The organism is Zoogloea sp. JDB1 (genome assembly GCF_056724025.1).
In genome coordinates, this window is record NZ_CM161496.1 from 1,548,043 (window position 1) to 1,560,512 (window position 12,470).

General features: G+C 59.3%; 12 protein-coding genes. 8 read left to right on the forward strand and 4 right to left on the reverse strand.

Annotation, left to right across the window (positions count from 1 at the left end):
- Positions 1-118 precede the first annotated feature (118 nt).
- Entirely contained in the window at positions 119-985 is an 867-nt protein-coding gene (locus AC1PPK_RS06805) for a hypothetical protein (RefSeq protein ID WP_481117080.1), read from the reverse strand.
- 300 nt (positions 986-1,285) lie between these two features.
- The gene (locus tag AC1PPK_RS06810) at positions 1,286-1,750 is read right to left on the reverse strand and encodes a hypothetical protein (protein ID WP_481117081.1); all 465 of its coding nucleotides are present in this window, start codon (positions 1,748-1,750) and stop codon (positions 1,286-1,288) included.
- A gap of 74 nt (positions 1,751-1,824) precedes the next feature.
- On the opposite strand from AC1PPK_RS06810, the gene AC1PPK_RS06815 reads away from it, so the two are divergent.
- Both AC1PPK_RS06815 and AC1PPK_RS06820 read left to right on the forward strand, forming a co-directional pair.
- On the forward strand, positions 1,825-2,034 hold the full coding sequence (locus AC1PPK_RS06815) for an efflux RND transporter permease subunit (protein WP_481117082.1): 210 nt from the start codon (positions 1,825-1,827) through the stop codon (positions 2,032-2,034).
- 111 nt (positions 2,035-2,145) lie between these two features.
- A complete protein-coding gene (locus AC1PPK_RS06820; RefSeq protein ID WP_481117083.1) occupies positions 2,146-2,439 on the forward strand; it encodes a CNNM domain-containing protein in 294 nt (97 codons plus the stop codon).
- A 58-nt stretch (positions 2,440-2,497) separates the two neighbouring features.
- On the opposite strand, the gene AC1PPK_RS06825 is transcribed toward AC1PPK_RS06820, so the two are convergent.
- Positions 2,498-3,592, reverse strand: a complete 1,095-nt coding sequence (locus AC1PPK_RS06825; RefSeq protein ID WP_481117084.1) for an IS5 family transposase — start codon at positions 3,590-3,592, stop codon at positions 2,498-2,500.
- A 43-nt stretch (positions 3,593-3,635) separates the two neighbouring features.
- Here AC1PPK_RS06825 and AC1PPK_RS06830 point away from each other — a divergent pair, with 43 nt between their 5' ends.
- A complete protein-coding gene (locus tag AC1PPK_RS06830; protein WP_481117085.1) occupies positions 3,636-4,784 on the forward strand; it encodes a hemolysin family protein in 1,149 nt (382 codons plus the stop codon).
- 6 nt (positions 4,785-4,790) lie between these two features.
- On the opposite strand, the gene AC1PPK_RS06835 is transcribed toward AC1PPK_RS06830, so the two are convergent.
- Positions 4,791-5,834, reverse strand: a complete 1,044-nt coding sequence (locus AC1PPK_RS06835; protein ID WP_481117086.1) for a DMT family transporter — start codon at positions 5,832-5,834, stop codon at positions 4,791-4,793.
- Between the two features lie 113 nt (positions 5,835-5,947).
- Between AC1PPK_RS06835 and AC1PPK_RS06840 the strand changes: the two genes are divergently transcribed.
- The 5 genes from AC1PPK_RS06840 (at position 5,948) to AC1PPK_RS06860 (ending at position 12,469) form a co-directional block, all read left to right on the forward strand.
- Entirely contained in the window at positions 5,948-6,886 is a 939-nt protein-coding gene (locus AC1PPK_RS06840) for a chromate resistance protein ChrB domain-containing protein (RefSeq protein WP_481117087.1), read from the forward strand.
- A complete protein-coding gene (gene chrA, locus AC1PPK_RS06845) occupies positions 6,883-8,253 on the forward strand; it encodes a chromate efflux transporter (protein WP_481117088.1) in 1,371 nt (456 codons plus the stop codon). The genes AC1PPK_RS06840 and chrA overlap by 4 nt, the downstream gene beginning before the upstream one ends.
- Before the next feature lie 390 nt (positions 8,254-8,643).
- Complete coding sequence (locus tag AC1PPK_RS06850) at positions 8,644-9,099, forward strand: chromate resistance protein ChrB domain-containing protein (protein ID WP_481117089.1); 456 nt, start codon at positions 8,644-8,646, stop codon at positions 9,097-9,099.
- A complete protein-coding gene (locus AC1PPK_RS06855; RefSeq protein ID WP_481117090.1) occupies positions 9,096-10,313 on the forward strand; it encodes an MFS transporter in 1,218 nt (405 codons plus the stop codon). The genes AC1PPK_RS06850 and AC1PPK_RS06855 overlap by 4 nt, the downstream gene beginning before the upstream one ends.
- 917 nt (positions 10,314-11,230) lie before the next feature.
- Positions 11,231-12,469: a hypothetical protein gene (locus AC1PPK_RS06860; RefSeq protein ID WP_481117091.1), complete on the forward strand. Its 1,239-nt coding sequence runs from the start codon at positions 11,231-11,233 to the stop codon at positions 12,467-12,469.
- Position 12,470 lies beyond the last annotated feature (1 nt).

Genomic DNA, 12,470 nt, shown 5'->3' on the forward strand with positions numbered 1-12,470 from the left:
AGCAGCGACTCGGCTTGCCAACGAGTCCGGATTTTGCTTGGCTTTGCAACAATCCCTTGCCATCTATCCGAACCATAATGCTCACCGGGGCCCAGACAGCCCCAGCAAGGCGATCCCTTCAACAGGCTTGGGGAGTGGAAGTTTCACGTCCAAAACTCCTGTCGAATGCGGCAGAAAGTGTAATGCTGCCGATCTCCCGCGAAGTGTATGCCTGGCGAAGCTGAACGTCATTTTCTCCGTGCCGCACATTTGTCTTGAATCGTGCCGTACGGCGAGCTCCAGGCACATCAAGGAGCTTTGCCGGGGCGCTCTTCATCTGGCATACCCTAAAGCCTGCACGCAGCGCCTGCTTATTAATCCAGATGTCGTCTGCCATCGGACAGACATGCCGATAGCCATCACCTGCACCCTTCAGGGCTGATAAAAATTCCGGAGGGTAGATTACCCCTCCAACGCCCGTCACAAAGTTTGAATAGGAGGGCACGCTCTGATCACATAGCGGCCAAGACGCATAGGGAGCAAAGCCACTGCCTCGAAGCACTATCTTGCGAGCCCGCGAGCAGTGGATGATTTCAGGGCGCGCAGTCCACGCTGAAACCAGATCAAGCAAGAGATTCCCGTCGTAAAAAACGTCGTCATCTATTGTGACGACTGGATGGGTGAAGTACTCATGGAGGGCCAGATAGGGTTGCAGCTTCGTATGAGGCCCCACGTCCTCACAGCGAAGTATCTCAAGCCCTCTCGAAGCAAGGCGCACCAGGGGCGGCGGCAATGGCCGACTCAAATCGGCATCAGAGAGAAACAAGATAATCCGGCGGGGCTTAACGGGACCGGAGCACACGCTTTCGATGGCAGCGAACGCACGTGAAACTCGGCTCGAGTGTGATGTGAGTGTTAAATCGAAACCCGACCGAGCGTCAACAATAGACGGCGAAAAGAGTAGGTTGTGAAGATAGGACTCAACGAAGAGCAGATAGTTTTTCATGTCCGAGAACACCGTCGGGCATGGCCGGCCTTGTCAACACAAGACTACGCCTCTCGCGGCGTAGCGACTGCTCATGCCAAACAAAACCCTTTCGGATCGACGAGCGATTCGAAGGCCATGTAGATCAGGGACCCGGAGGACAGACGCCTGCTACCAACTTGACTGATAAATCGTCTGTTCTCCTGGCGCGATCGCAGTCTGTGAAGGACACAAACGATTGATGGTGCGTCCCAAGACTGCAAACTCGACACGATGGGTTAAGCAATTTCCTGGAAAAAGCTTAACAATGCGTCGAAGCGCTCAAGAGTGGAGTTTTGGAGGGCGATCAAGACCATCCAGCCACCCTGTAGGGATGTCCAGATCCTGAGCCCACGGCAACTCCAAAGACAGAGATGGCGGCACATCACACTTCACACTAACAAGCAAAGCAGGTGAAAAAAACGCCCCATCTTCACTGAGATGCTTCAAGGAGTCTTTTGAATCATCCTGATGGGCTCCACCATCATGCCCGGTGTGATGATGAGCTTTGGAGAAAAAGTGCAACCCTGCGTCTTCAAGGCCAATCTGCTGTTCGAATCCAATGCTGTAGCCGGCATGCGCCAAGGCCTGCCAGCATAGGCAGAAAGCAAGAAGGATGGACGTGCGCAGACGCTGCATTGCTTGAGTATAAGCTACGCCGCCCTGAGCGTGGAAGCCGACGGGAGCGGTTATCGGCATGGCTCTGGAGGATGTGTCACCCGGAACGGCGTGATGATGGTTGCCCATATTCAGCACCAGGTGGGGGACGAGGGCGTGCGCGATGCACGCGAGGCCGTCATTCGCGGTTCGGAGGAACGCTGGTGCCCATCCTGATGACCGCCTTGGCAGCCGGGCTGGCGCTGGTGCCGCTCGCCTTGGCGGCAGGTCAGCCGGGCAGTGAAATCCAGTCGCCCATGGCGGTCGTGATTCTATGCGGCCTGGCCAGTTCGACGCTGCTCAACATGGTTGTCGTGCCGGCGCTTTATCTTCGTTTCGGTCAAATCCCCAGGATGTTGAGAGGCGTGGCGTAATTTCCTAGTGGCATGTGGCGGAAGCGGCCTGATTCGATGGGGCAGGCCGCTTCTGCTAGCATGCATTCTCTTTAACTCAAAGAAAGGCATCGGGCACGACGTGTCCGCGGTATGGCGAGTAGCCTGGTTCTTATTGTTGTTGCTCTATTACTTGTTCTTCTCAACGGTTTTTTCGTTGCAGCTGAGTTCGGGCTGGTCAAGCTCCGGCAAACGCGCGTCAAAGCGATTGCCAAATCGCACGGTTGGCGGGGTCGAATCCTTGCCAAAGTGCATCAGGACCTGGAGGCGTACCTTTCCGCCTGCCAGCTAGCAGCCCGATGCAAAACCCAAAGAACCCACGTCAGCAGTAGCCCTCGCCATCCGACTTCTCATGACTTCATTCCCGGAATTGGTTTCCCATTCTAGTTTTAATGCCTATCGAATGAGCCGGGGAATGGGTTTTCCCCCGATTCCGGGTGCCGCATCATGCCGCGCCCCCCGCGGTCTGCAATTTCGCAATCCGCAGCAGGTTGTACGCCGCCGCCGACAGGTAGGCGGCGATCTGGGTTTTCGCCTCGCCGATGAAACGGGTCTTTCTCATTCCACCCACCGTCTTCAGCCAGCCGAAGATCTCCTCGATCCGCTTTCGTTTCCGCTGGCTGATCTTGTAACCCTCGGTGCGGGTTGTCCGCCCGTCGAGCCCTGGTGTCTTGCGTCCTTCGATACGGGCGATGTGCGGCTTGATGTTGTGCTCGCGCAGATGCTGGACGAAGTCCTTCACGTGGTAGCCCTTGTCGGCCCCCAGGGTCTTGGGATGAATCCGGCGGCGCCGGGCGCGGGTCAGCAGTTGGCGGGCGGCCTGATGTTCGGCCAGTGTCGCGTCGGTGATCAGCAAATCGACGCACAGGCCGCTGCGGTTCTCCATGAGGGCGTGGCCGCCGTAGCTGAGCTTGGCCGGCTGGCCATTGCCCTTGCGCATAAGCTTCGCGTCGGGGTCGGTGGTGCTCCGGTGAGTGGCGTTGGAACGTTTCTCGCCCTTGAAATCCACCATCCCAGTGCCGTCACCACCGGACTTGGGCGGCTCATCGTCGTCCTTGCGCTTGAAGCTCTTGAAGGACGCCCAGGCCTCGATCAGCGTGCCATCCACCGTGAAGTGATCAGACGACAGCAGCCTGTTCTTGCGGGCCAGGCGCACCACCTCGTCGAAGAAGCGGCGGGCGATGTCGGTCTCCACCAGGCGCTCGCGCAGGCGGCTGAAGTTGGACTGATCCAGCCCGCCCGATTCGAGGTCCAGATCAAGGAACCAGCGGAACAGCAGGTTGTAATCGAGCTGTTCGCAGAACTGCCGATCCGAGCGAACCGAGTAGAAGGCGATCAGCAATTGCGCCTTGAGCAGGCGCTCCGGTGGGATCGAAGGGCGCCCTGTATTGGCGTAAAGGCCATCGAGCTCGGCAGAAATAGCCGACAGCGCCGAGTCGGCCAGTTTCTTCACCGGCCGCAACGGATGATCGGCCGGAATCCGGGATTCGACCGAGAAGTAGTGAAACATCGAAGACTGGGGATCGACTTCGCCGCGCATCGTTGCTGTGCCTGGGGTTCGGGGATACGGCTAGGACAGGCGGGTGGTCAGAACGTTCACTGGGTTCTGCATCAACCTGCTAGGCATTACCCTCGCTTCACTGGGACTGGGTTGGGTCGGTGAGCCGGCGTTCGCCGATGTGCTGACACCCATTCTGACGGCCGTCGGTATCGACAATGAGCACCTCATTCATGCCATTGCCTTCTTCTCGGCCTTCTTCATTATTTCCTATCTGCATATCGTGGTTGGCGAGCTGGCACCCAAATCCATGGCGATTCGGGTTTCCGAGCAGGTCGGTCTATGGACGGCGCCCGCCTTGTATGCCTTTTACTGGGCGATGTATCCGGCCATCTGGGTGCTGAACCACAGTGCCAACTGGGTGTTGCGCAAGGTGAATCTGGATGTGGCCCATGGTCACGACAGTCATTATTCTGCCGAAGAACTCAAGCTTATCCTGCGCTCTTCCCGCGCCGACCAAGGGTTTTCTCAGGACGAATGGCGGGTGTTGGCACAGGCGCTCGATTTTCGGGATTTGGACGTTGCGGACCTCATGCGCCCGTTTCAGGAGGCCGTCACGCTCAGTGAGCGCGACCCGCTTGAGGCAAGCCTGGAGAAAATTGCCCAACACCGCTACAGCCGTTATCCCTATCTCGATGCAGACGGTCACATCAAGGGCGTTGTCCACCTGAAAGACGTCTTCATTGCCCTGCAGAAGTCGTCGGCGCTTGAAAGCCTGGACAAACTGGTGCGTCCGGCCCAGGTTGTCTCTCCGAGATTGCCGGTGATGGAACTGTTTCGACGTTTCCGCCAGGGCTCGCCACATTTTGCAGTCGTTGCTTTTGAGAACGCGGACCCCTTGGGCTATGTGACCCTGGATAACCTCCTGGGAGCCCTGGTGGGCGAAATCCGGGACGAATTCCGTCAGGCGCAGAACGAGTGGTCACGACTCGATGATGGCTCGCTCATCGGTAAGGGTAGTTTGCCCCTCTTCACGCTGGAGCGCGCCTTGGGTATCGACATAGAGGAGGCCGGTGTGGATTCCATCGGCGGGCTCATCATGCAGCAACTGGGCGACCTCCCTGAAGAAGGCCGGCGCATTCAGTTTCCACTGTTCGATACTGTCGTGAAAAAAATGAACGGCCCCCGGATTGTGCTGGTTCGCGTCATCCCGCACGGTGAGGCGCAGCAGTAATTCGCGTTAGTGATGGTGTCCCTGGTGATGGGCATCGGGGAAATGGGCATGCGTGTGCACCATCGGCTCATGCCGATGCGGATGTGTGTGTTTGGTGTCCACAGGAACCGGAGTGTCATGCGGGTGCTGGTGGTGCTCATCATGGACATGTTCGTGGCTGTGCTCCAGCGCCTCGTGGGCGTGGGCGTGCTCATGCCTTTCGGTCAGATGGAGCCAGATTCCCAGTGCCATCAAGGCGCCGGCGAGCAGCAGCGGGAGGGTGACCGGCTCCCCGCCCAGTACGGCAAGGAGGGCACCGAAAAACGGCGCGACAGAGAAATACGCGCCAGCCCGGGCGGTCCCCAGATGGCGCATGCCGACCACGAAGAGAACGAGGCTGATGCCATAGGCCAACAGGCCGACCAGCAAGGCGGCCGGGATTGACCACAGACCGGGAATTTCCGCACCCAACAGTAGCCCCAGCCCCAAGTTGACGCTGCCGGCCACCGAGCCCTTGACGGCGGCAATCCAGGTTGCGTCGGCCAGCGCCACTTTGCGCGTCAGATTGTTGTCGACGGCCCAGCACAGGCACGCACCGAGAATGGCCAGCGCTGGCCAGGCACCCGCAAACCGCGCGTCACCCGGCCAGCTCAGGATGACTGCGCCGCCGGCAATTGCAATCATGCCGAGGGCGATGCGCCGGTCGAAGTTCTCCTTGAAAACCACCCAGGCCAGCAGTGCGGTCAGCACGCCTTCGGCATTGAGCAGGAGTGCGGCCCCCGATGCCGGCATGCCGGTCAGCCCATACATCAGCAGGGCTGGCCCGACGACCCCTCCAGTTAGCACGGCGGCGGCAAACCAGCCGGCCTCGTGGCGCGAGAGCGAAACAGGCTGCGCATGGCTCACCAGGCGGTACAGGCTCAAACCCAGCCCGGAGCCCAGATATAACAGCCCGGCGAGCATCAAGGGGCTGGCAGCCTGAAGCAGCCACTTGGCAATGGGTGCGCTGACACCAAACAGCAATGCCGCGACGAGCGCGGCAACAACGCCCGGACTAAAGCGAGAACTCATGGAGGTGGGGACGAAAGTAATGGGCAGATTGTGGCACGCACTCACCGCTCGAACATTATGTGTACCTTAAGAACGAATTTGTAGAAATATCTACTTAGATGTAGAGTGTATTCATGACTACCTGGATTGCACTCATCACCAGCCTGCCCACCGAGAACGCCACCGCCCGCATGCGGGCCTGGCGCAACCTCAAGGCGTCAGGCGCTGCGGTCTTGCGGGATGGTGTCTATCTGATGCCGGAACGCGAGGATTGCCGCGGCACGCTGGATACCGTTGCCACGGATATCCGTGCGGCAGAAGGAACGGCACTGCTTGTTCGCATGGAAGAACCCAGCGACGGCAATTTCATCGCCTTGTTCGACCGCAGCGCCGACTTTGCCGCGCTGTTGGGAGATATTGCCGCCGCACGAAACGGACTGAGTCCGGATACGGCGAACGACGCGCTGAAGCAAGTCCGCAAGCTGCGCAAGACCTTCGTCAACCTGGCGGCCATCGACTTCTTCCCGGGCGAAGCCCAGAAGCAGGCCGATGAAGCCCTGCAAGAGCTCGAACGACGGGCGGCCTGGGCCCTGTCTCCGGACGAGCCGCATGCTGCCGAGCACCCCATCACCCGCTTGAACATTCAGGACTACCAAGGCCGTCTGTGGGCGACACGCCAGCGCCCGTGGGTCGACCGACTGGCCAGCGCCTGGCTGATTCGCCGCTTCATCGACCCGCAGGCCACCATCCGGTGGCTGCCGTCGCCCGGCGATTGTCCCGCGGATGCACTGGGATTCGATTTCGACGGTGCCGCTTTCACCCATGTTGGCGCCCGCGTGAGTTTCGAGGTCCTGCTCGCCAGCTTTGGCCTCGAAAATCCGGCGTTGCTGCGCCTCGGTGCCCTGGTCCACTTTCTCGATGTCGGTGGCGTGCAGCCACCTGAGGCGGCCGGCATCGAAAGCGCCCTGGCCGGCCTGCGCGACACCATCCGCGATGACGACCAGCTGCTCGGGCTGGCCGCTCACCTCTTCGATGGGCTCATGGCCTCCTTTGAGAAAGGCCCGAAATCATGAACACGACCCTGACAGCAAAAGCAAAATCCGAAACACACGACGAGGACCAACCCGCCCAGGTCAGCTTCTGGCAGGCCTTCCTGTTCTGGCTGAAACTCGGCTTCATCAGCTTTGGTGGCCCAGCCGGGCAGATTGCCATCATGCACCAGGAGCTGGTGGAACGCCGGCGCTGGATTTCGGAACGGCGCTTCCTGCACGCACTCAACTACTGCATGGTGCTTCCCGGTCCGGAGGCGCAGCAGCTGGCCACCTACATCGGCTGGTTGATGCACCGGACGTGGGGAGGCATCGTGGCTGGTGCACTCTTTGTGTTGCCGTCGCTGTTCATCCTCATTGGTCTGTCCTGGGTGTACATCGCCTTCGGCGAGATGCCGCTGGTGGCCGGCCTCTTCTATGGCATCAAGCCGGCGGTGACCGCCATCGTCGTCCAGGCGGCGCACCGAATCGGCTCCCGCGCCCTGAAGAACAACGCGCTGTGGGCGATTGCCGCGGCGTCCTTCGTTGCCATCTTCGCGCTCAACGTACCGTTCCCGGCCATCGTCGCCGTGGCGGCTGCCATCGGCTACTTCGGTGGTCGCATCGCGCCGGACAAGTTCAAGGCTGGCGGCGGGCATGGCAAGGCGGACAAGTCCTTTGGCCGGGCCCTCATTGACGACGACACGCCGACACCGGAGCACGCGTTGTTCGCCTGGAGCAAGATGGTCAAGGTCGCGCTGTTGGGCGGCCTGCTGTGGCTGGTGCCGATGGGACTATTGACCGCCGGCTACGGCTGGGACCATACCCTGACGCAGATGGGCTGGTTCTTCACCAAGGCAGCACTGCTGACCTTCGGTGGCGCGTATGCCGTACTGCCCTATGTTTATCAGGGCGCAGTCGGTGGCTATGGCTGGCTGACGCCAACCCAGATGATCGACGGTCTGGCGCTGGGCGAAACCACACCGGGACCGCTCATCATGGTGGTCACCTTCGTCGGCTTCGTCGGCGGCTATGTCAAGGCCGTGTTTGGTCCGGAAAGCCTGTTCCTGGCCGGTGCTGTAGCGGCCACGTTGGTCACTTGGTTCACCTTCCTGCCATCCTTCGTCTTCATCCTGATGGGCGGCCCCTTCATCGAGACGACCCACAACGACCTGAAGTTCACCGCACCGCTGACCGCCATCACCGCGGCAGTGGTCGGCGTCATCCTCAACCTGGCCCTGTTCTTCGGCTACCACGTGCTGTGGCCGAAGGGTTTTGGCGGCGCATTCGAGTGGGTGTCGGCACTGATTGCGTTGGGCGCCGCGATTGCGCTGTTCCGCTTCAAGGCGGATGTCATCCATGTAATTGCCGGCTCCGCGGTTATCGGCTTTCTGGTGAAGACGTTCATCTGAGCCGCAACATGCGAGCGACCCATTGGCTCTTCATGGTGGTGGCCCTGGCTGTAGCCATCAATGCTGCAGCCACTGACCCAGGCTGGGTATGGCTGCGGGGCAATGCCATCAGGCATGCCTTCTCCAACCAGGATTTCGGGGACGGTATTCACTTTGCCAACCAGTTCATGGCGGGTGGGGAATTACGAGGCATGAACATGGGCAAACCTACCAAAGGCCATTGGCGGGTGAGCACGAGTGAGCTCTGTTGGCAATGGATGCAAACCAAGGAACCTGAGGAGTGCTACCGGGTTCTCCGAAAGGGACAGGATATTCGTTTGTTCCTGGATGACCAGGAAGTGCTTTCTGGGAGCTTGACGCCTTTACCCTCCATCAGTACGAGGTGCCCCGATGAAATGGATTACCCGCGAACGGCCCAAGATCGACCGCATCGCCTGCCCCTGGCTGGTCAGCCGCTTTGTCGATGAAGACCCGGAGTTCCTCTACGTGCCCGCCGGTGACGTGCTGCGAATTGCGGCCGAAACCGGGGCGATTCCCTACGATGTGCCCAACGTCGAACTGGGACACCATGGCGATCAGTGCAGCTTCGATGCCTTCATGGCCAAGTACGCGCTCCAGGATTCGGCGCTCGACAAACTGGCGCTCATCGTGCGCGGAGCCGACTGCGGGCAACCAGAGTTGGCCAAGGAAGCAGCCGGCTTGCTGGCCATCTCCAAGGGCCTGTCGCTGAACTTCGCTGATGACCACGAGATGTTGGCCCACGGCATGGTCATCTACGATGCGCTCTACGCGTGGTGCGGCGATACGCCATTGAAGAAGGTCGGCCGGTTTCTGGGGCTCAAGTGATTGGTCGTTTGTTGTTGCCGGAGGGCGTTGACCTCATAGTCCTGCCCCTCCTGGTGGGCAAGGCGCTGAGGGCGTTTGCCGATGGTTATGTGGCGGTTCTGTTGCCGGCCTACCTGCTGGCACTTGGCTTCGGGACACTGGATGTCGGCGTCCTGAGCACCGCAACCTTGCTCGGGTCGGCATTCGCCACCCTGGCGGTTGGTGCCTGGGGCCATCATTTCCATCACCGGCGTCTGCTGCTGGGCGCTGCACTGCTAATGCTCGGCACCGGGCTTTCCTTCGCCAGCCTGTCAGCGTTCTGGCCGCTGCTCCTGGTCGCTTTCATTGGCACTCTGAATCCCAGCTCCGGGGATGTCAGCGTGTTTCTGCCGCTCGAACATGCTCGGTTAGCTGAGTCCAGCGACGGTGCCGCGCGAACCGTCGTGTTTGCGCGCTATTCCTTGCTGGGTGCGCTGTTTGCTGCGCTGGGTGCGCTGGCATCTGGGGTTCCGCAACTGCTGGTAGCGATCTTGGGTATCGAACAGTTGGCGGCATTCCGGGGGATGTTCCTGGTCTATGGGCTGGTTGGTGGCGTGGTTTGGTTGCTGTATTGCAGGATGCCGGCGCCTGAACATGAAGTCGAGGCGCAGCCACCGCAGCCGCTCGGTGAATCGAAGGGCACCGTTGTCCGCTTGGCACTACTGTTTTCACTGGACTCTTTTGCGGGCGGCCTAGCCATCAATGCCTTGATGGCGCTTTGGTTTTTTCAGCGCTTCGACCTTTCCCTGCTGGCCGCCGGTAGCTTTTTCTTCTGGGCTGGGCTGTTGTCCGCCGTGTCTCAGCTCATTGCGCCGAAGGTAGCCGAACGCATCGGCTTGGTGAATACCATGGTGTTCACTCATATCCCGGCCAGCATCTGCCTCATCGTGGTGGCCTTTGTACCAAATCTCGAACTGGCGTTTGCCCTGCTGTTCATGCGGGCTTTGTTGTCGCAGATGGATGTGCCGGTGCGTAGTGCCTTCGTGATGGAGGTGGTGACACCCGGGGAGCGTGCGGCGGCGGCAAGCTTTACGGCTGTTCCGCGCAGCCTGGCCTCTGCCATCAGCCCGACGATAGGTGGAGCTCTATTTGCAGCAGGTTGGCTTGCAGCACCTTTGGTCGCTTGCGGGGTTTTGAAGATTGGCTACGACCTGATGCTCTGGAAGGCATTTCGACAGCACGACCAGAACGCTTGAAGTTCAACTGTTCTGCGGCTTATGTTGGGTATGGGCATCCCCTGCGGAACATTTGGTGATCATCGGGTGTAACGTTGCTCTCGTCGAGCACATCCGCGCGATCCATGCCGAACCGGGCGGCTGGTTTGGTCGGACTGGCCCTTGCAGCACCGACTGACTTTGTTTGTCGGTGTGAAACTTGAGACGACAAACTGGCTACGCCCGACGGACTTTAAGGCGCGGCTTAACGTCTTATGGGTCAATGACTTGACAGCGGTGCTCTCGACTGACTTTATTTGTTCCAGTCACTTCACATGGCGAGAAACTTTTGCTCAATGAAAGACGTTTCCTTCATATGAGGGGGGCGATCTTTCAAATGCAAGAGAGCATCGGCGGTATGATTAAATTATTCGCCCATATGGAGAAATGATTTCGTCATTCCATCGAGCTGTTTTGTCGAATCGTCAGCGCACTTTTTCATATTTTCTGTAGTTTTCGTGATGTGAAAAGAGAAGTCGTCCATATGAAAAAGGGGATCTGTCATCTGATGGATCCCTTTTTTCATATGCAGAAAATGATTTGTTGTGCCATCACCGAATTGTCAGGCAATGGCCTTGCAGAGCCGCTATAGGTTCCATATTTTTATTTTTTTACCGCTGGTGAATTGTTCTGAATGATTTTTTCGCCTGTTTCCAGGCGAGGGCAAGGGGTGAGGCGGGCGTGAAGTAGGCGTCACCGTTCAGACTGTTAAATTTTGGGTGATTACGTGAAATGAATCGGCTTGCGTTGTCCGGGCAAGCTCAGTCTGGCTAAGATAAAGTCATTGAAAGAGGCGGTAGCTCGCAGTGAGCGTCTGTTCCTCCTGCTTCATCCGGTGCCCTTTTATGGTGGCTTGGTCGTTCATCATGCGTCGTGCGCTAGCCAGGCTCATAGCCGTGATGGCAGGTATCGTGCCATCTCTCCATGCTCACGCTCAGGACTCAGCCTTCCAGGCCGTGGCTTCGGCCGTGGAGTTCAAAGGCTTTGGCACCCTGGGGATCGCGCGCTCGGACAGCAACGATGCCGAGTTCGTGCGCGATCTGTCCCAGCCGCGCGGGGTGACGAAGCACTGGACCACCCGCAATGATTCCGTGGTGGGCCTGCAGATGAATGCGCACCTCGGGCCGCAGACCGAAGGCGTTCTGCAGGTGATCAGCCGCTACCGCCCCGAGGGGACCCACACGCCGGAAGTGTCCTGGGCCTTTCTGCGCCACGAGTTCTCTCCCGACCTGCAGGTCCGTGTCGGCCGACTGGCGCCGGAAATCTATATGCTGGCCGACTCGCGGCTGGTCGGTTACTCGAACATCGCCATTCGTCCTCCGGCGGATTTCTATGGCTCCCTGGTCTTCGCCTATTTCGATGGTGCGGATGTCATGGTGAGCTCTGCCGTTGGGGATGGGGTGCTGCGTGGAAAGCTATATGGAGGGCGCTCGCCGGAAAGAACAGGATTTTACGACCCGGTGACTTGGGACATCAGGGGGGCGCAGCTGTTCGGCGGCTATCTGGATTATCTGAAGGGGCCATGGCAATTGAGGGCCACTCACATGGAGGCAAAATTCTCGGCTTCCGAGCTGCCCTTGAATTATCTGGCCAATCTCTGGATTGGCTCGATCCCGGCGCTGGCGCCGCTCAAGCAGATTGCGCCTGTCGATATCACCGGCCTGCTCCCCGAGCTCAGTACCGTTAATACCCGCTCCCGTTTCGACTCCGTAGGCCTCGTCTACGACAAAGGTGCGCTGCAGCTTCAAGGGATGATCGGACGCATCAAGCATCAAACCGAATCCTACGAGGACAGCCGGGCGGCCTTTGTGCTCGGCGCTTATCGTCTGGGCGTGCTCACGCCCTACATGGGCTATTCCTGGGTGAGGAGCTCCCCGAGCAAGGTCACGACAATCCCGGCTGGTCCGTTTGGCCCCGCGTTGAATGCGTTCGGGAAGCAGATCGTCGCGGCAACCCATCTGGATCAGCATACGGCGACACTGGGGGTACGCTGGGACTTCCGGCCAAACTGGGCCTTGAAGTTCCAGGCGGACGTCATTCGTGGCAGCACCAATTCGACATTCCTGTTCCGCGGTCCGAATGTCCAGTGGGATGGGCATATGAATGTATTCAGTGCTGCACTGGATTTTGCCTACTGAT

Excerpts from the sequence above, each read along its gene's own strand:
- AC1PPK_RS06840 (WP_481117087.1), top strand. The coding sequence starts at position 5,948 with ATGACTACCTGGATTGCACTCATCACCAGCCTGCCCACCGAGAACGCC.
- AC1PPK_RS06850 (WP_481117089.1), top strand. The coding sequence starts at position 8,644 with ATGAAATGGATTACCCGCGAACGGCCCAAGATCGACCGCATCGCCTGC.
- AC1PPK_RS06835 (WP_481117086.1), bottom strand. The coding sequence starts at position 5,834 with ATGAGTTCTCGCTTTAGTCCGGGCGTTGTTGCCGCGCTCGTCGCGGCA.
- chrA (WP_481117088.1), top strand. The coding sequence starts at position 6,883 with ATGAACACGACCCTGACAGCAAAAGCAAAATCCGAAACACACGACGAG.
- AC1PPK_RS06820 (WP_481117083.1), top strand. The coding sequence starts at position 2,146 with ATGGCGAGTAGCCTGGTTCTTATTGTTGTTGCTCTATTACTTGTTCTT.
- AC1PPK_RS06860 (WP_481117091.1), top strand. The coding sequence starts at position 11,231 with ATGGCAGGTATCGTGCCATCTCTCCATGCTCACGCTCAGGACTCAGCC.
- AC1PPK_RS06805 (WP_481117080.1), bottom strand. The coding sequence starts at position 985 with ATGAAAAACTATCTGCTCTTCGTTGAGTCCTATCTTCACAACCTACTC.
- AC1PPK_RS06825 (WP_481117084.1), bottom strand. The coding sequence starts at position 3,592 with ATGCGCGGCGAAGTCGATCCCCAGTCTTCGATGTTTCACTACTTCTCG.
- AC1PPK_RS06810 (WP_481117081.1), bottom strand. The coding sequence starts at position 1,750 with ATGGGCAACCATCATCACGCCGTTCCGGGTGACACATCCTCCAGAGCC.